At 71.1% G+C, this 18,191-nt stretch carries 15 protein-coding genes; 7 read left to right on the top strand and 8 right to left on the bottom strand.

Annotation, left to right across the window (positions count from 1 at the left end; translation table 11 throughout):
* Nucleotides 1-5: 5 nt before the first annotated feature.
* The 7 genes from ACPFP2_RS04715 to rpmH form a co-directional block, all read right to left on the bottom strand.
* Nucleotides 6-1,361, bottom strand: coding sequence for an AAA family ATPase (locus tag ACPFP2_RS04715; protein WP_424086457.1), 1,356 nt, complete (start codon nucleotides 1,359-1,361; stop codon nucleotides 6-8).
* 297 nt (nucleotides 1,362-1,658) lie between these two features.
* Nucleotides 1,659-2,444 carry a 16S rRNA (guanine(527)-N(7))-methyltransferase RsmG gene (rsmG, locus tag ACPFP2_RS04710; RefSeq protein WP_424086955.1) on the bottom strand — a complete coding sequence of 262 codons (786 nt, stop codon included), beginning with the start codon at nucleotides 2,442-2,444 and terminating at the stop codon, nucleotides 1,659-1,661.
* 31 nt (nucleotides 2,445-2,475) lie between these two features.
* The gene (locus tag ACPFP2_RS04705) at nucleotides 2,476-3,060 is read right to left on the bottom strand and encodes a protein jag (RefSeq protein WP_424086455.1); all 585 of its coding nucleotides are present in this window, start codon (nucleotides 3,058-3,060) and stop codon (nucleotides 2,476-2,478) included.
* A 211-nt stretch (nucleotides 3,061-3,271) separates the two neighbouring features.
* Nucleotides 3,272-4,264, bottom strand: a complete 993-nt coding sequence (gene yidC, locus ACPFP2_RS04700; protein ID WP_424086453.1) for a membrane protein insertase YidC — start codon at nucleotides 4,262-4,264, stop codon at nucleotides 3,272-3,274.
* Nucleotides 4,265-4,267: 3 nt separating this feature from the next.
* Nucleotides 4,268-4,507: a membrane protein insertion efficiency factor YidD gene (yidD, locus tag ACPFP2_RS04695; RefSeq protein ID WP_231933298.1), complete on the bottom strand. Its 240-nt coding sequence runs from the start codon at nucleotides 4,505-4,507 to the stop codon at nucleotides 4,268-4,270.
* 44 nt (nucleotides 4,508-4,551) lie between these two features.
* A complete protein-coding gene (gene rnpA / locus ACPFP2_RS04690) occupies nucleotides 4,552-4,965 on the bottom strand; it encodes a ribonuclease P protein component (protein ID WP_424086451.1) in 414 nt (137 codons plus the stop codon).
* Between the two features lie 35 nt (nucleotides 4,966-5,000).
* Nucleotides 5,001-5,138: a 50S ribosomal protein L34 gene (rpmH, locus tag ACPFP2_RS04685; RefSeq protein ID WP_013736606.1), complete on the bottom strand. Its 138-nt coding sequence runs from the start codon at nucleotides 5,136-5,138 to the stop codon at nucleotides 5,001-5,003.
* 647 nt (nucleotides 5,139-5,785) lie between these two features.
* Here rpmH and dnaA point away from each other — a divergent pair.
* The 5 genes from dnaA to ACPFP2_RS04660 all read left to right on the top strand — a co-directional run bounded on the left by dnaA (nucleotide 5,786) and on the right by ACPFP2_RS04660 (nucleotide 12,415).
* A complete protein-coding gene (gene dnaA / locus ACPFP2_RS04680; RefSeq protein WP_424086448.1) occupies nucleotides 5,786-7,600 on the top strand; it encodes a chromosomal replication initiator protein DnaA in 1,815 nt (604 codons plus the stop codon).
* Between the two features lie 826 nt (nucleotides 7,601-8,426).
* Entirely contained in the window at nucleotides 8,427-9,560 is a 1,134-nt protein-coding gene (dnaN, locus tag ACPFP2_RS04675) for a DNA polymerase III subunit beta (RefSeq protein ID WP_424086446.1), read from the top strand.
* A gap of 40 nt (nucleotides 9,561-9,600) precedes the next feature.
* Nucleotides 9,601-10,473, top strand: coding sequence for a phosphogluconate dehydrogenase (NAD(+)-dependent, decarboxylating) (gene gnd, locus ACPFP2_RS04670; protein ID WP_424086444.1), 873 nt, complete (start codon nucleotides 9,601-9,603; stop codon nucleotides 10,471-10,473).
* Nucleotides 10,474-10,491: 18 nt separating this feature from the next.
* Complete coding sequence (recF, locus tag ACPFP2_RS04665) at nucleotides 10,492-11,625, top strand: DNA replication/repair protein RecF (RefSeq protein ID WP_424086442.1); 1,134 nt, start codon at nucleotides 10,492-10,494, stop codon at nucleotides 11,623-11,625.
* 103 nt (nucleotides 11,626-11,728) lie between these two features.
* The gene (locus ACPFP2_RS04660) at nucleotides 11,729-12,415 is read left to right on the top strand and encodes a DUF721 domain-containing protein (protein ID WP_424086953.1); all 687 of its coding nucleotides are present in this window, start codon (nucleotides 11,729-11,731) and stop codon (nucleotides 12,413-12,415) included.
* A 64-nt stretch (nucleotides 12,416-12,479) separates the two neighbouring features.
* Here the strand turns inward: ACPFP2_RS04660 and ACPFP2_RS04655 are convergent, their stop codons facing one another.
* Nucleotides 12,480-13,064 carry a hypothetical protein gene (locus ACPFP2_RS04655; RefSeq protein WP_424086439.1) on the bottom strand — a complete coding sequence of 195 codons (585 nt, stop codon included), beginning with the start codon at nucleotides 13,062-13,064 and terminating at the stop codon, nucleotides 12,480-12,482.
* Nucleotides 13,065-13,591: 527 nt separating this feature from the next.
* Between ACPFP2_RS04655 and gyrB the strand changes: the two genes are divergently transcribed.
* Together gyrB and gyrA are read left to right on the top strand one after the other, a co-directional pair.
* A complete protein-coding gene (gyrB, locus tag ACPFP2_RS04650; protein WP_424086438.1) occupies nucleotides 13,592-15,538 on the top strand; it encodes a DNA topoisomerase (ATP-hydrolyzing) subunit B in 1,947 nt (648 codons plus the stop codon).
* A gap of 128 nt (nucleotides 15,539-15,666) precedes the next feature.
* On the top strand, nucleotides 15,667-18,189 hold the full coding sequence (gyrA, locus tag ACPFP2_RS04645; protein WP_424086436.1) for a DNA gyrase subunit A: 2,523 nt from the start codon (nucleotides 15,667-15,669) through the stop codon (nucleotides 18,187-18,189).
* The last annotated feature ends 2 nt before the right edge of the window (nucleotides 18,190-18,191 follow it).

The following is an 18,191-nucleotide window of genomic DNA, read 5'->3' as shown; positions in this document are numbered from 1 at the left end:
CCGCACTACGCATTCCGGCTCACCGGCTCCTTGACGCCACGCTCGGCGATCTCCTGGGCGGCCTCGAAATAGCTCGTCGCCCCCCGCGATCCGGGATCGTAGGTCATGACGGACTGGCCGTAGCTGGGTGCCTCGGACACGCGGACGTTGCGGGGGATGACCGCCTGGAGCACCTTGTCGCCGAAGTGGTTCCGCACGTCCTGCTCCACCGCGTCGGCCAGCCGGGTACGGCGGTCGTACATGGTGAGCAGGATCGTGGACACCTCCAGCTTCGGGTTCAGGTGCTGACGGACCAGGTTGATGTTGTTGATGAGCTGGTTGAGCCCTTCGAGCGCGTAGTACTCGCACTGGATCGGGATCAGCACCTCCTGCGCGGCCACGAGGGCGTTGACCGTCAGCAGGCCGAGCGAGGGCGGGCAGTCGATGAAGACGTAGTCGAAGTGGCCCGGATACGCGGCGATGGCCCGGGCCAGGCGCGACTCCCGGGCCACGACCGACACCAGTTCGATCTCCGCGCCGGCGAGGTCGATGGTGGCCGGTACGCACCAGAGGTTGGGGATGCCCTCGACCTCCTGCGCCACCTCCTCGAGCGGCACACTGTTGATCAGGCAGTCGTAGACGTCCGGCACACCGGTGTGGTGCGGGACGTTCAGCCCGGTCGAGGCGTTGCCCTGCGGGTCGAGGTCGACCACCAGGACCCGGTTGCCGTGCAGGGCCAACGCCACCGCCAGGTTCACCGTGGTCGTGGTCTTACCCACGCCGCCCTTCTGGTTCGCGACGCACATCACCCGCGTCCGCTCGGGACGAGGCATGGTCACCTCGCCGCTCGGGTTAAGGATCTGCACGGCGCGCATCGCCTCCATAGCCAACGGTGGGTCATCCTCTTCGCGCGTCGGGGTTTCACGTGAAACGTACGCGGCACTGGCCGGGTCGGCGGCGACGACCCCGGACACCGGAGCCGGCGTGTCGATGGTGACGGACACCGAGTCCGGCACCGCGCCCGGGTGCGGCTGCTGCGGTACGGGCGGCGGCACGTTCCCGCCGACCGGGAGCTCGAACCGCGAGGGCACTCCGGCGTTGCGTTGGACCGGAGCGGCCCTGCCGATCGGGGCGTTGGACGGTCGACCGTCGGCGGTGGACGGTGGCGGCACGTACGACTCCGGCGACGGGCGCGCCGCGCCGACGGCGGGCACGTCCCGCCGTACCACCGGATCGCAGTCCGGCGGACGGGCGGCAGGGCCGGGCTGTCCGCCCGAGGGCCACGGCTGCTGCTCGGTTTCACGTGAAACAGGCTCCGCACCGGGGGGAAGGCCCTCGGGGCGACTCACCCGTGGATCGTCGTACCTGTCGTCGTCATGCACCTGTCATCCCTGCCCGCTCCGGATGGTCGGTCCGCACCCCGTCAACTGACCGCACGCGCGCTCGCGCCGCGGTGCGTACGGCCCGGCGGGAGCGGTCGGGATTCGGTGCGCCCGGCGCCCGCCCGCTCCACACTATCGACGCGCGGCCAGCCTACGGGGGACGGGCGCGGCGGGTCCATCTCCGTTCTCACCGCCGACCCACGACGAGTCTCGCCTCCGGCCCACGACGAGGCCGAACGCACCGACGGGTCGGCCGTCCGGCCGCGCCGGAGGGCGAGCTAACAGGATGCCGAGGCGTCAGCGCGCCTTCTTGCGGCCGCCGCGCGACCGCTTGGGCGCCTTCTTGACCGACGGGGGCCGGACCACCCGCTCCCGGACGACCTCCACCACGGTGGTGGCGGGATCGATCACTCCCACACCGCAGAGATGCACCGTCGGCTCCCCACCGCCGAGCCGCTCCACCGTGGCGGCGTGCTCGGCGATCTCGTCGGCGGCCGAGGACCCCTTCAGGGCGACCAGCCGCCCGCCCGGCACCACCAGCGGCAGGCACCAGCCGGCGAGCCGATCGAGCGGGGCGACCGCGCGGGCGGTGACGACGTCCGCGCTCAGCGGTCCGACGCCGGTCTCGCCCGAGGCGGCCTCGTCGGCCCGGCCTCGGAACACCCGGACCATCTTCGCGAGCCCGAGGTGCTGGACCGCCTCGATGAGGAAGGAGGTGCGTCGGGCGAGCGGCTCGACCAGGGTCACCTGCAGGTCGGGGCGGGCGATCGCCAGCACCAGGCCGGGAAGCCCGGCCCCGGAGCCGACGTCGATCACCGTCGCGCCCTGCGCGATCCGTTCCGCCACGGCCGCGCAGTTGAGCAGGTGCCGGTCCCAGATCCGGGGTGCCTCGCGCGGGCCGATCAGACCGCGGACCACGCCGTCGGTGGCGAGCAGCTCGGCGTACGCGGCGGCCAGGTCGAGCCGGTCGCCGAAGAGCGTCCGGGCGGAGTCGGCCAACTCGGCCGGGAGGACGGCGTCGGCCGGGGACGGTTGGGGGCGGACAGCCGACGGCCCGGGCGGCGTGCCACCCGGGCCGGTCACGGCGTCCGCCGTGTCGTCGTGGGTCACCCGGTCAGTCCGCCGGCCGGACGATGATGCGCCGGTTCGGCTCGACGCCCTCGGACTCGCTCTCCACGCCGCTCATGGCGTTGACGACGTCGTGCACGCACTTGCGCTCGAAGGCGGACATCGGCTCCAGCCGGACCGGCTCGCCGTGCTCCTTGACCTTCTCCACCGCGTTCTTGGCCACGGCCGCGAGCTCCTTGCGCCGGGTTGCGCGGTAGCCACCGACGTCCAGCAGCAGCCGGCTCGGCGTGCCGGTCTGCCGGAACACCGCCAGCCGGGCCAACTCCTGGAGCGCCTCCAGGGTGGCGCCGCGCTGGCCGACCAGGTTCTGCAGCCGGCCACCGACCACCTCGACGACGGGGCGGCCACCGGAGACCAGTTCGTCGATGTCGCCGTCGTAGTCGAGGATGTCGAGCAGTCCCTCGATGTAGTCGGCGGCGATCTCGCTCTGCGCGAACAGTTCGCTCTCGCTGGCCGCCTTCTTCGAGGTGCCCGCCCCGGTCTCCGCGGCTTCGCCCTCACCCGTGGCGGCGGTGGGCTCGTTCACCTCGTCCACGGACTGCTCCGCGCTGGGGATGCTGGTCTCGGTCACGGTCTCATCTCCGTACTCGCTCGGCCGGACCGTCGGGTCCGCTGGTTTCCCGGGGCGCCGGCGGGAGATGGCCGGTGCCCACGGGCACGTCTGTACGGGCAGTCTCGCCCGTGATCGCGCGGTGCGCGGCGGTTCCGGCCCGGCGCCGGCCGTACGGCGGCTGCGCGGTACCGGAAGGCCGCCGCCGGTCGTGCCGACGGCGGCCGGTGGGTCAGCCCTGCCGCTTGGCGGGCCGGCCCCCCTTCTTCGGGTTGGTCGGCTTGGCGCCCGGCTTCGGCCCGGCGACCTTCGGCGCGGCCGGCTTGACCGGGGCCTGCGCGGCCGGCTTGTTGCGGTTGAGGAAGCCACCGGTCTTGGCCGGCTGCACCGGGTTGCGGGCGGCCGTGGCGCCGGGCTTGGTGTTGGTCACCAGCGGCGGGAACTTGCGCAGCACCCACTGCTGCTGGGCCAGGGTGAACAGGTTGTTGGTGACCCAGTAGATGATCACACCGATCGGGAAGATCGCGCCGGAGATCAGCAGCGACAGCGGGATGCCGTAGAGCATGAGTCGCTGGATCATCCGCTGCTGCGGGTCCTCCGCCCAGCCGGTCTTGAGGATCATCTGGCGGCTGGTCAGGTAGGTGGTGCCCATCATGACCAGGACCAGGATGCCGGCGATGACCTTCACGGTGGTGCCGTTGGCACCGAGCCGGGCCAGTTCCTCGGCGGTGGAGCCGAACTTGCCGGCGATCGGCGCGGTGAAGATCGTGGCGCTGGAGGCGCTGTCGAACTGGCCGACCGTCCAGCCGTAGAGGGTCTTGCCGGCCTCGCTCTTGTCCGGGTTGAGCCGGCGCAGCACGTGGAAGAGACCGAGGAAGACCGGGATCTGGAGGAACATCGGAAGGCAGCCCATGAGCGGGTTGGCCTTTTCCTTCCGATAGAGCTCCATCATCTCCTTCTGGAGCGTCTCCCGGTCACCCTTGTGCTTCTCCTGGAGTTCCTTGACCTTGGGCTGGAGCGCCTGCATCGCCCGCTGCGACTTGATCTGCTTGACGAAGACCGGGAAGAGGATCACCCGGACGGTGACCACCAGGAACACGATGGCCAGGATCCAGGCCCAGTTCGTGCCGATGACCGCGCCGACGGGCACCCCGATGGCGTCCCAGGCCGAGTGCCAGGTCAGCAGGATCCACGAGATCGCGAAGTAGATCCAGTCGAGACTCAATTCTCAGGCTCCAGTCAGGTCGGCACGGCGGCGGCCGCCCGGCTCCGGCACCGGGTCATGTCCACCTGGGTGGAAGGGCTGGCAGCGCAACAGCCGCAGGACCGTCAGGCCGGCTCCCCGGAGCGCGCCATGGCGGGCCACCGCCTCCAGGGCGTACGCACTGCACGACGGGTAGAACCGACAGCGGGCCGGCAGCGCCGGGCTTATCCAACGACGGTACGCGATGATGGGGCCACTCAGCATTCGGGCACCCCAGGTCGTGGGCCGCGTGGCGGCGGATCCGTCGCTCACCGCGACCGCCGTCCCCGAGGCGCCCGGGCGGCGGCGACCGCCGCGTCCAGGTCGGCCCCGAGTCGTTGGTACGACGCCTCGGCCGCGGTGGGCAGCGCGCGTACCACCAGGGTGGTCCCCTCGGGCAGCGCGGCGAGCCGTTCGCGGACCAGGTGCCGCAGCCGGCGCCGGACCTTGTTACGGACCACGGCGGGGCCGACCGCCTTGGACACGACGAAGCCGGCGCGGGTCGACAGGGAGATCAGCTCCGTGTCGGTGTCCCACGCCGGCTCCGGCGAGGTTGTCGCGGCGGGTTCGGTGGTCGGCAGGCTCAGGTGGACGACGACGGCGCCACGGCCGGCCCGTCGGCCACCGCGGACCGCTGCGGCGAAGTCGGTGCTGCGCCGCAGTCGCTGTGCGGCCGCCAGCACGACTGCCCACGTCCCCCGGATCGGGCCCGGTCGGCTCAGGCCGACAGGCGGGCGCGGCCCTTGGCGCGGCGGGTCGAGATGATGGCGCGGCCGGCACGGGTGCGCATGCGCAGCCGGAAGCCGTGGGTCTTCGCGCGCCGGCGGTTGTTCGGCTGGTAGGTGCGCTTGCTCACGTCAGGCTCTCCGTTTTCGTACGTCCACGGCGCGGGATCGCCGGGGTCGTGTGGTGGTCCAGGCCACCTCGGCGGTGGCCCCCGATCGGTGCTGCCCGGCGACGCGGGACCTCGGCGGTGCGGGGATCCGACCGCGGACAGCAAGCACCCATCACCCTAGCAGAGGGCGACAGAGCAGCCGTTCCAGCCTACGCAGGGGGGCAATGACCGTCAAACACCCCACCGAGGGGCAGGAGCAGGGCGGGGAGGCGACCGAACCGGCGCTTTTCACTGATGCCGACAACCGCCGCCGCCCGGAGCCGGGCGGCGGCGGTTGATGGTCGCCCTTCGTCGCTGTTACCGTGCCCGATTGCGGTCATCGTCGGGTCCGGTACGTCGCTGACGGGCAAGACCGGACAAGGCAGTGAATCGTTCGGCACGGTGAACCCGCTTCAACGCCCTCGGGGACATGGGGGGCCACGGTCCGGCCCGCGTCCGGCGGACGGCACAATCGGTCGGTACACACAGGCTGTGGATAACTTGTGGATGCCGGTCGGTGATCCGCCCGGTGGAGTGCGGAACCACCCGCTCGAACGCGGTGGCGGGCCCGGAACGGTCGACTGGACCACAGCGGCGGCCGGGAGCAGAGGCGAGGGGGTGGCACGACGGTGGCCGGTACGACCGACCTTGCCGCGGTGTGGACCGCGGCGACGGACGAACTCGCCGACGAGATCATCTCCGCGCAGCAGCGCGCGTACCTGCGGCTCACCCGACTGCGGGCGATCGTCGAGGACACCGCTCTGCTCTCCGTGCCGGACGCCTTCACCCGGGACGTGATCGAGTCCCGGCTGCGCCCGGCGATCACCGAGGCGCTGACCCGCCGGCTGGGCCGCCCCATCCAGGTGGCGGTGACCGTACGGGTCGCCGAGGACGCCTCCGGCCGTCCCGCCGGCACCGTCTACCGCAGCGCGCCGGAGACCGAGCCCGAAGCTCCGCAGGACGACTTCACCACTGGACGGCAGTCCGCCTTCGAGCCCGAGGCCGCCTACCCCGGGCAGGGCTTTTCCGACGAGCCGTACGGCGAACGGCCGGCGCCGCCCGAGTCGTCGGCCGGGCCGGCGCACCAGGACGGACACCGTCCGACGGGCCGGATCCCGGCGAGTCGGGACGGCGGTCAGGACACCCTCTTCGGCGCCGCCTTCACCGAGCCGATGCGGGTGAACCGCCCCACACCGGAGCGGCGCGGCTTCGAGGAGCGGTCGACCCCGGACGGGCGGGGCGGCGACGGGCGCGGCGGCGACGGGCGCGGCTTCGAGCCGGCCTACCGCGGCGAGGCCCGCCCGCCGCGTGAGCTTCCCCGCGACGGGGGTACGGACAGCGGCCCCGGTCGGACCGGCGTCGACCGCCGCCCCGGTGGCGGCGCCGACCGGCGCCCCGGCGGCACGGAGAGCGGCGGCAACCGGCTCAACCCGAAGTACATGTTCGAGACGTTCGTCATCGGCTCGTCCAACCGGTTCGCGCACGCGGCGAGCGTCGCGGTGGCCGAGTCGCCGGCGAAGGCGTACAACCCGCTGTTCATCTACGGCAGCTCGGGGCTGGGCAAGACTCACCTGCTGCACGCCATCGGGCACTACGCGACGACGTTGGGCAACGCCCGCTCGGTCCGGTACGTCTCGACCGAGGAGTTCACCAACGACTTCATCAACTCGCTGCGCGACGACAAGACCAGCGCGTTCCAGCGCCGCTACCGCGACGTCGACATCCTGCTGATCGACGACATCCAGTTCCTGGAGAACCGCGAGCGGACGCAGGAGGAGTTCTTCCACACCTTCAACACGCTGCACAACGCCAACAAGCAGATCGTGATCACGTCCGACCGCTCGCCGAAGCAGCTGGCGACGCTGGAGGACCGGCTGCGGACCCGGTTCGAGTGGGGTCTGCTCGCCGACATCCAGCCGCCGGACCTGGAGACCCGGATCGCGATCCTGCAGAAGAAGGCCGCCCAGGAGCGGCTCTTCGCCCCGCCGGACGTGCTGGAGTTCATCGCCTCGCGGGTGTCGAACTCGATCCGGGAACTGGAGGGGGCGCTGATCCGGGTCACCGCCTTCGCCAGCCTGACCCGCTCCAACGTCGAGCTGTCGCTGGCCGAGGAGGTGCTGCGGGACTTCATCCCGGACGGCACCGGTCCGGAGATCACCGCCGACCAGATCATGATCTCCACCTCGGAGTACTTCGGGGTGAGCCTGGAGGACCTGCGCGGGCACTCCCGCTCGCGGGTGCTGGTCAACGCCCGCCAGGTCGCCATGTACCTGTGTCGGGAGCTGACCGACCTGTCGCTGCCCCGGATCGGGCAGGCGTTCGGCGGCCGGGACCACACCACGGTGATGCACGCCGACCGCAAGATCCGTCAGCAGATGGCCGAGCGCCGCTCGCTGTACAACCAGATCGCCGAGCTGACCAACCGGATCAAGCAGACCACCTGACGGCTTCGGGTCGCAGCGCGGCGTCGGCCGCGCCGGACCGAAGCAGTCGTTGCGTACGTCACGCCCCCTCGCACCCGCAGCGCCCGGCCGAGCCACACCGGCCGGGCGCTTCCGTGTCCTCGCGCGGCGGCGGACTCGACCCTCGACCCGGTCGAGGGCCCAGGATCGGTGTCATGTTCGTCCACAGGTCGACCCGGTTGTCCACACCCCCTGTTCCACAGGCGGTGGAAAACCACGCTCCGCTTCGGGTCGGTTACCCACAGACTGTGGACAAACCCTGGGGACGAGGCTGTGGACGCCTGGGGACGACGGCGTCGTCGTCCACCGACGACGGTCCACCTGTGGGCAGCCTGTTGAAGGTTCTGGGGACAACCTCGACCGGAGTCGTCGGCGGTGTCCACAGCTCTGGGGAGAAACCCGGTGGATTACCGGTGGACAACCGGTGGACAACCGTGGACAACTCGGGGGAACGGACGTCCTGTGGATCCGCACCCGGGTTTACCCCCCGGTTCTCCACAGCCAAACCACCGGTGGATAACCTGCCTGAACTGCGCAGACGCGGGTTCTCCACAGTTTGCACAGGTGCGATGAAGACGATGAGTTATCTCTTCAAAAGAATCAAAAACCAATCATCACCGTTGGACTTCCTGTGGATCGGGCCGGAGCGCTGCCGTCGGCAGTCGCCCCGGCACCTGGATCCACGGGGTCGGGCGCACAGCCGATGCCCGCGCGCCCTAAGGTGCGATGGGTACCCGCACGGTCGGGCGGGACGGTGGGCAGCGGTCGGCATGAGAGAGTTGTCGCTGACGTCGACGCGGAGGCATTGATGAAGTTCCGAGTGGAGCGCGACGCGCTCGCCGAAGCGGTGGCGTGGACCGCGAAGAGCCTGCCCAACCGGCCGTCCGTACCGGTGCTCGCCGGCGTGATGCTCCGGGTCACCGACGGCAACCTGCAGGTCTCCGGCTTCGACTACGAGGTCTCCAGCCAGGTGACCGTCGAGGTGCAGGGGGACGCCGACGGCGCCGCCCTGGTCTCCGGCCGCCTGCTCGCCGAGATCACCAAGGCGCTGCCGGCCAAGCCGGTGGACATCGCCGCGGTCGGCGCCCACCTGGAGCTGGTCTGCGGCAGCGCGCGGTTCACCCTGCCGACCATGCCGGTGGAGGACTACCCGACCCTGCCGGAGATGCCGGAGAGCACCGGCACCGTCGACGCGGCCGCCTTCGCTGCCGCCGTCGCCCAGGTCGCCGTGGCGGCCGGCCGGGACGAGACGCTGCCGATGATGACCGGCGTACGGCTCGAACTCTCCGGCGGCACGCTGGCCATGCTCGCCACCGACCGCTACCGGCTCGCCCTGCGCGAGATGGAGTGGAACCCGGACGACGCGGAGATCAGCATCAACGCCCTCGTGCCGGCGCGCACCCTGAACGACACCGCCAAGGCGCTCGGCCCGCTCGGCGGCCAGGTCGTCATGGCGCTCTCCCAGGGCTCCGCCGGTGAGGGCATGATCGGTTTCGCGGGCGGCACCCGGCGTACCACCAGCCGGCTGCTCGACGGGGCGAACTACCCGCCGGTGCGCTCGCTCTTCCCGGCCACCCACAACGCCGAGGCCCGGGTGCCGGTCAGCACGCTCATCGAGGTCGTCAAGCGCGTCGCGCTGGTCGCCGAGCGGACCACCCCGGTGCTGCTGAGCTTCAGCTCCGACGGGCTGGTGGTGGAGGCCGGCGGCACCGAGGAGGCGCGGGCCAGCGAGGCGATGGAGGCCACCTTCACCGGTGAGCCGCTGACCATCGGCTTCAACCCGCAGTACCTGATCGACGGCCTGGCCAACCTGGGCGCCCAGTTCGCGCAGCTGGCGTTCGTCGACGCCTTCAAGCCCGCGGTGATTTCTCCCGCCGGCGAGGATGGCGAGGTCATCCCGGGGTACCGGTACCTCATCATGCCGATCCGCGTCTCCCGCTGATCGCAGCCCCGCACGACCAGACGCACGGAGGTAGGAGCAGATGCAGCTCGGCCTGGTAGGACTCGGCCGGATGGGCGGCAACATGCGCGATCGGTTGCGCGCCGCCGGGCACGAGGTGGTCGGCTTCGACCGCAACGCGGAGCTGAGCGACGTCGCCGGCCTCGCCGAGCTGGCCGGGAAGCTGGAGTCGCCGCGCGCCGTCTGGGTGATGGTCCCGGCCGGGGTCACCGACGCCACCATCGACGAGCTCGCCGCCGTGCTGGGTGAGGGCGACATCATCATCGACGGCGGCAACTCGCGGTTCAGCGACGACGCCCCCCGCGCCGAGCGCCTCGCCGAGCAGGGCATCGGCTACGTCGACGTGGGCGTCTCCGGCGGCGTCTGGGGCAAGCAGAACGGGTACGGCCTGATGGTCGGCGGTGCGCAGGAGCACGTCGACCGGCTCATGCCGGTCTTCGAGGCGCTCAAGCCGGAGGGCGAGTTCGGCTTCGTGCACGCCGGCCCGGTCGGTGCCGGCCACTACGCCAAGATGGTGCACAACGGCATCGAGTACGGCCTGATGCACGCCTACGCCGAGGGCTTCGAGCTGCTCTCCAAGTCCGAGATCGTCACCAACGTGCCGGGCGTCTTCAAGTCCTGGCGCGAGGGCACCGTGGTCCGTTCCTGGCTGCTCGACCTGCTCGACCGGGCACTCGACGAGGACCCGGAGCTGGCCGAGCTGAGCGGCTACACCGAGGACACCGGCGAGGGGCGCTGGACGGTCGACGAGGCGGTCCGGCTCGCCGTGCCGCTGAACGTCATCACCGCCTCGCTCTTCGCCCGGTTCGCCTCGCGGCAGGACGACTCGCCCGCGATGAAGGCCGTCGCCGCGCTGCGCCAGCAGTTCGGCGGGCACGCCGTCCGCAAGCGCTGACCCGGCAGCCACGCACCTGTGTACGTCCGCCGGCTCGAACTGGTCGACTTCCGCTCGTACGAGCGCGTCGGCGTCGACCTGGAGCCGGGACCGAACGTCCTGATCGGCGCCAACGGCGTCGGCAAGACCAACCTGGTCGAGGCGCTGGGCTACGTGGCGACCCTGGATTCGCACCGGGTCGCCACGGACGCCCCGCTGGTCCGGATGGGCGCCGCCTCGGCGGTGATCCGCTGCGCGGTCGTGCACGACGGCCGGGAACTCCTGATCGAGCTGGAGATCGTCCCGGGCAAGGCCAACCGGGCCCGGCTGGGACGCTCACCGGCCCGGCGGGCCCGTGACGTGCTCGGCGCGCTGCGGCTGGTGCTCTTCGCCCCGGAGGACCTGGAGCTGGTCCGGGGCGACCCGGCCGAGCGCCGCCGCTACCTGGACGACCTGCTGGTGCTCCGGCAGCCCCGGTACGCCGGCGTACGCGCCGACTACGACCGGGTGGTCAAGCAGCGCAACGCCCTGCTCCGGACGGCGTACCTGGCCCGCAAGACGGGCGGGTCGCGGGGCGGGGACCTGTCGACCCTGGCCGTCTGGGACACCCACCTGGCGCACCACGGCGCGGAGCTGCTGGCCGGCCGGTTGGAGCTGGTCGACGCGCTCACCCCGCACGTGGCCAAGGCGTACGACGCGGTGGCGGCCGGGAAGGGCGCGGCGGGGATCGCGTACCGGCCGTCGGTGGAGCTGGCCGAGCCGACCACCGACCGGACGGTGCTGGCCGAGGCGCTGACCGCCGCGCTGGCCGAGTCCCGGTCGGCCGAGATCGAGCGGGGCACCACGCTGGTCGGCCCGCACCGCGACGAACTCAGCCTCACCCTCGGGCCGCTGCCCGCCAAGGGGTACGCCAGTCACGGCGAGTCGTGGTCGTACGCGCTGGCCCTGCGGCTGGCCGGGTACGACCTGCTGCGCGCCGACGGCATCGAGCCGGTGCTGGTGCTGGACGACGTCTTCGCCGAGCTGGACGCCGGCCGGCGGGAGCGGCTGGCGGAGCTGGTGGGCGGGGCCGGTCAACTCCTGGTCACCTGCGCCGTCGACGACGACGTGCCGGCGGCCCTGCGCGGCGCCCGGTACGCGGTGGGCGAGGGGACGGTACGACGTGTCGACTGAACCGGGACGCGACAGCGAGGGGGACACACCGGCCCGCCGCACCGGTGGACCGGGTCGCCCTGCCGAGGGCGGCGCACCCACCGGCGCGGCGGGTGCGGGCCGCGTGGCCGGGGGTGGCCGGCGCGGTGCGCGTACCTCCGGGGGAGCCGGCGGCGGCGACCGGGCCGGCGCGGCGCGTTCGGCCGACGGCGGCGCGGACGCCGCGCGGGCCGGCGGGGACGCCGCGGTCCGGCCGGCGGGCGACGGTCCGGTCGCCGGTGAGGCGGCCGGTGGGCCGGGTCCGGCCGACGCGTCGGGGCCGCAGCTCGCGCGGGCGGTGCTGGACGCCGCGAGGTCCCGCCGGGAGGCCGCCGCGAAGACCCGCCGCCGCAGCGCGGTCTCCGGTGACGGCGGCGAGCGGCGGCTGCGCGGCTATTCCGGGCCGGGACCGGACCCGCGGGACCCGCAGCCGCTCGGCGTGGTGCTGGAGCGGCTGATGAAGGCGCGTGGCTGGCAGCAGCCGGCCGCCGAGGCGACCGTCTTCGGCGCCTGGGAGAAGGTGGTCGGGCCGGAGATCGCCCAGCACAGCCGCCCGGTCAAGCTGGAGGACGGCGAGCTGACCGTGGAGGCGCGCTCCACCGCCTGGGCCACCCAGCTCCGGCTGCTCGCCGGGTCGCTGCTGAAGCGGATCGCCGGCGAGGTCGGCCACAACGTGGTCCGCAAGCTGCACATCCACGGCCCGGCGGCGCCGTCCTGGTCGAGGGGCCCGCGCCGGGTACGCGGCCGGGGCCCCCGCGACACCTACGGCTGACCGGGCCGGTCGTGGTCGACCTGGTCGCGGGCGGCGAGCCGCCCGCCCGCGACGCGGGGGACGACTACGGCTGGGCGCCGGGGCGGCGGCCGGGTTCGGCGTCGGCGTAGACGGCGAAGCCACGGTCGGCGCAGCGCCGGTAGAAGGCGGCGAGCACGCCGAGTTCGGCGCAGGTGAAGTCCCACTGCGGCGGGTCGCCGCTCTCGTCGCGCAGCCGGTCGAGCCGGCTGTCCAGCCAGCGCAGCTGCTGCTCGGCCAACCGCCCGTCGGCCAGCAGCGAGCGGAGCACCTCGCTGACCGACTCGAAGGTGACCACCTCGCCGTACGGCCGGTGCTGGGCGACGAACTTCTCCACCCCGCCGGCGATCCACGAGCAGCCGTCCGGGTCGATCACCGGATCCTCGTCCTCGGCGGCGGCCTCTGTGGCGTAGAGCACATTCTCCAGGCCGAGGATCAGGTCCACCAGTTCGGTGTACGCGGTGGCCCGGACCGTGCCGGTCTTGGCGATGTGTTCGGCGAGCGCGGCGGTGGGCGCGGAGATCCTGGGAATGTCCGCGATCTCGCTGAAGTCCACGAACTCGGCCGGCGCGACCGGATCGTAGAAGCGGCCGGTCCGCGGCCAGTGCACCGCGACGTTGTCCAGCCCCATCTGGCGTCACCCCTTGTGAGCACGTGTCGGATCGATCGGGTCGATCGTCCCGGTTGTGGACGGTAAAGATCAAGACAAGCACCGGTGGCGCCGCAAAGGTACGGTACGGCCGCTCCGCGCGCGACCCCCGGCCGACCGGCCGTCGCACCCGATTCCCGGGCGACGCCGCCGGAGATCGGGCCCTGGCACGTAGGGGGAGTCGCGGACAGCACGGTTCGGCCCGCTACGGAGGTCTCAGACGCCGCGCAGGGGGTGCCGAGTGGCGTCTTCGTCGGTTGCGCACAGTAGGATTGGGGGCGAGACGAAGACCCGACGCGGAGCGACGGACAGGGGCCCGGCTGGCCCTTGATCAAAGTCCTGTGTCGGGTCGAGCCGATCGCGATCCGCGGGCAACCGCGGCGACCGGCGCACACGATCCGCGACCTGGCGATCCCCGGAGGCCGGTCCGTGCGCCGACGTCGCGTCCTGTCCGCCGAACCCGCGCCTGACGCGCCCCTGGCGCGCCCGGTGCGAGAAAGTGGCCGAGGGTGGCAGCGCAGGACAAGCAGGAGTACGGCGCCGAGTCGATCACCGTCCTCGAGGGGCTCGAGGCGGTCCGCAAGCGGCCCGGTATGTACATCGGGTCGACCGGTGAGCGCGGTCTGCACCACCTCGTGTGGGAGGTCGTGGACAACGCCGTGGACGAGGCGCTCGCCGGCCACTGCGACACCATCGACGTGGTGCTGCTGGCCGACGGCGGCGTCCGGGTCACCGACAACGGCCGTGGCTTCCCGGTCGACCTGCACCCGAAGCTCAAGAAGCCGGGTGTCGAGGTCGCGCTGACGGTGCTGCACGCGGGCGGCAAGTTCGACGGCAAGGCGTACGCGGTCTCCGGCGGTCTGCACGGCGTCGGCGTCTCCGTGGTGAACGCCCTCTCGACGAAGATGGCGGTGGAGATCCACAAGTCCGGCTTCGTCTGGCGGCAGCAGTACGCCAACTCCAAGCCGACGCCGCTGGAGAAGGGTGAGACCACCGACCGCACCGGCTCGGCGGTCGCCTTCTGGCCCGACCCGGACGTCTTCGAGACCGTCGACTTCGACTTCCAGACCATCTACCGCCGTCTCCAGGAGATGGCCTTCCTCAACCGGGGCCTCACCATCCACCTGCTCGACGAGCGGGTGCCGGAGGGTGAGGAGGGCAAGCTCCGCGAGGTCACCTTCTGCTACAAGGGCGGCATCGCCGACTTCGTCCGGCACCTCAACGCCTCGAAGAACCCGATCCACAAGACGGTGGTCGAGTTCGGCGCCGAGGAGGAGGGCATGTCGGTCGAGATCGCCATGCAGTGGAACGAGTCGTACGGCGAGTCGGTCTACACCTTCGCCAACACGATCAACACCCACGAGGGCGGCACCCACGAGGAGGGCTTCCGGGCCGCGCTGACCAGCGTGGTGAACCGCTACGGCGCGGACAAGAAGCTGCTCAAGGGCGACGAGAAGCTCTCCGGCGAGGACATCCGCGAGGGCTTGGCGGCGATCATCTCGGTCAAGCTGGCCAACCCGCAGTTCGAGGGCCAGACCAAGACCAAGCTGGGCAACACCCCGGTGAAGAGCTTCGTGCAGCGGGTCTGCAACGAGTGGCTGGTCGACTGGTTCGACCGGAACCCGGCCGAGGCGAAGATCATCATCCAGAAGGCGTCCCAGGCGGCGCGGGCCCGGATCGCCGCGCAGCAGGCGCGCAAGCTGGCCCGCCGCAAGTCGCTGCTGGAGTCCGGCTCGATGCCGGGCAAGCTGGCCGACTGCCAGTCCACCGACCCGCGCGAGTCCGAGGTCTTCATCGTCGAGGGCGACTCGGCCGGCGGCTCGGCCAAGCAGGGCCGGGACCCGCGTACCCAGGCCATCCTGCCGATCCGCGGCAAGATCCTGAACGTGGAGAAGGCCCGGATCGACCGGGTGCTGAAGAACAACGAGGTCCAGGCGCTGATCACCGCGCTGGGCACCGGCATCCACGACGATTTCGACATCGAGAAGCTGCGGTACCACAAGATCGTGCTGATGGCCGACGCGGACGTCGACGGCCAGCACATCCAGACGCTGCTGCTGACCCTGCTCTTCCGCTTCATGCGACCGCTGGTCGAGCTGGGCCACGTCTACCTGGCCGCCCCGCCGCTCTACAAGATCAAGTGGAACAAGAAGGGCGACGACGCCCAGTACGCGTACTCGGACCGGGAGCGGGACGGGTTGATCGCGCTGCGCCAGCAGAAGAAGGCCAATGCCAAGCCGGACGACATCCAGCGGTTCAAGGGTCTCGGCGAGATGAACTATCCCGAGCTGTGGGAGACCACGATGAACCCGGCCACCCGTACGCTGCGCCAGGTCACGCTCGACGACGCCGCCACCGCCGACGAGCTCTTCAGCGTGCTGATGGGCGAGGACGTCGAGGCGCGCCGATCGTTCATCCAGCGCAACGCCAAGGACGTGCGCTTCCTCGACATCTGACGGCGCGGGCGGGTCGGCCGGCATCCACCGGCAGGCCCGCCGGTCCACAGAGTTATCCACAGCTTGGCCGGTTTCCACAGCCGTTATCCACAGCACGAAAACGACTCTGAGTCTGATAAGGGTTAACAGTGACCGATACTCCCGAGTCCACCCCGAACGAGCCGGAGACCCCGGAGACACCCGCCGCGGTCGTGACGCAGCACGACCGGATCGAGCCGGTCGGCCTCGAGGTCGAGATGCAGCGCTCGTACCTCGACTACGCGATGAGCGTCATCGTCGGGCGGGCGCTGCCGGACGTCCGGGACGGGCTCAAGCCGGTCCACCGCAAGATCCTCTACGCCATGTTCGACTCCGGATACCGGCCGGACCGCGGCTACGTGAAGTGCTCCCGGGTCGTCGGCGACGTGATGGGTCAGTTCCACCCGCACGGCGACTCGGCGATCTACGACGCGCTGGTCCGGATGGCGCAGCCGTGGTCGCTGCGCTACCCGCTGGTCGACGGCAACGGCAACTTCGGCTCGCCGGGTAATGATCCGGCTGCGGCCATGCGCTACACCGAGTGCAAGCTCGACCCGCTGGCGATGGAGATGCTGCGGGACATCGACGAGGACACCGTCGACCTGCAGGACAACTACGACGGCCGGGCCAAGGAGCCCACCATCCTGCCGTCCCGCATCCCCAACCTGCTGATCAACGGCTCCGAGGGCATCGCGGTCGGCATGGCCACCAAGATCCCGCCGCACAACCTGCGGGAGATCGGCGCGGCCGTGCAGTGGTGCCTGGAGCACCCGGAGGCCGACGAGGCGACCACCCTCGAAGCGCTGCTGGAGATCGTCAAGGGCCCCGACTTCCCGACCTACGGCCTGATCGTCGGCCAGTCCGCCATCCAGGACGCGTACCGGACCGGGCGCGGCTCGATCCGGATGCGGGCCGTGGTGGAGGTCGAGGAGGACAAGCGCGGCCGTCCCGCGCTCGTGGTCAGCGAGCTGCCGTACCAGGTCAACCCGGACAACCTCGCCGAGCGGATCGCCGAGCTGATCAAGGAGGGCAAGCTCGCCGGCATCGCCGACATCCGGGACGAGTCCTCCGGGCGTACCGGCATGCGGATCGTGCTGGTGCTCAAGCGCGACGCGGTCGCCAAGGTGGTGCTGAACAACCTCTACAAGCACACCCAGCTCCAGGAGACCTTCGGCGCCAACATGCTGGCGCTGGTCGACGGCGTGCCGCGCACGCTCAACCTGGCCCAGTTCATCCGCTACTACGTCGAGCACCAGATCGAGGTCATCCGCCGGCGGACCGCGTTCCGGCTGCGCAAGGCCGAGGAGCGGGCGCACATCCTGCGCGGTCTGGCCAAGGCGCTCGACGCCCTCGACGAGGTGATCGCCCTGATCCGGCGCTCGCCCACCGTCGACGACGCCCGGCAGGGCCTGATCCGGCTGCTGGAGATCGACGAGATCCAGGCGACCGCGATCCTGGACATGCAGCTGCGCCGCCTGGCCGCCCTGGAGCGGCAGCGGATCCTCGACGACCTGGCCAAGCTCGAGGTCGAGATCGCCGACCTCAAGGACATCCTCGCCAAGCCGGAGCGGCAGCGGCGGATCGTCTCCGAGGAACTCGGCGAGATCGTCGCGAAGTGGGGCGACGACCGGCGGACGAAGATCATCCCCTTCGACGGCGAGGTCTCGATGGAGGACCTCATCGCCCGCGAGGACGTGGTCGTCACCATCACCCGTACCGGGTACGCCAAGCGGACCAAGGTCGACCTCTACCGCTCCCAGCGGCGCGGCGGCAAGGGCGTCAGCGGTGCCACGCTGCGGCAGGACGACATCGTCAGCCACTTCTTCGTCTGCTCCACGCACGACTGGATGCTGTTCTTGACGAACAAGGGACGGGTCTACCGGGCCAAGGCGTACGAGTTGCCGGAAGCCAGTAGGGTGGCCAAGGGCCAGCACGTGGCAAACCTGCTCGCCTTCCAGCCGGACGAGCAGATCGCGCAGATCATCGAAATCCCGAACTACCAGGTGGCGCCCTACCTGGTACTTGCCACGAAGAACGGCCTGGTGAAGAAGACCCGTCTCGAGGAGTTCGACTCCAACCGGTCCGGCGGCATCATCGCGATCAACCTGCGCGACGAGGACGAGCTGGTCGGTGCGGCGCTGGTCGCGCCCACCGACGACCTGCTGATGGTCTCGAAGAACGCGCAGGCCATCCGGTTCAACGCCACCGACGAGGCGCTGCGGCCGATGGGGCGGGCCACCACGGGCGTGATCGGCATGCGATTCTCCGATGACGACGTCCTCCTCGCCATGGAGGTCGTTCGGGAGGGGTTGGACGTTCTGGTGGCCACGAACGGGGGATACGCGAAACGCACCCCGATCGAGGAATACCCGGTCCAGGGCCGGGGAGGTAAGGGCGTGCTGACTGCGAAGATCACCGAGCGACGCGGTGGTCTGGTCGGCGCGGTCGTGATCGACCCGGAGGACGAGCTGTTCGCCATCACCAGCAACGGTGGCGTCATCCGGACTCCGGTGAAGCCTGTACGCCGTACGCGTGACCGGAACACAATGGGGGTCAAGCTGATGGACCTCCCGGACGGCGTGACTATCGTGGCGATTGCTCGCAATGCCGACGAGCCTGACGAACAGGACTAGTT

It is taken from the genome of Micromonospora citrea, assembly GCF_049629545.1.
In the GTDB taxonomy this organism is placed as follows: Bacteria; Actinomycetota; Actinomycetes; order Mycobacteriales; family Micromonosporaceae; genus Micromonospora; species Micromonospora citrea_A.
The sequence above is the reverse complement of the archived record's forward strand: the minus strand, read 5'-3'. Positions and strand labels throughout refer to the sequence as shown.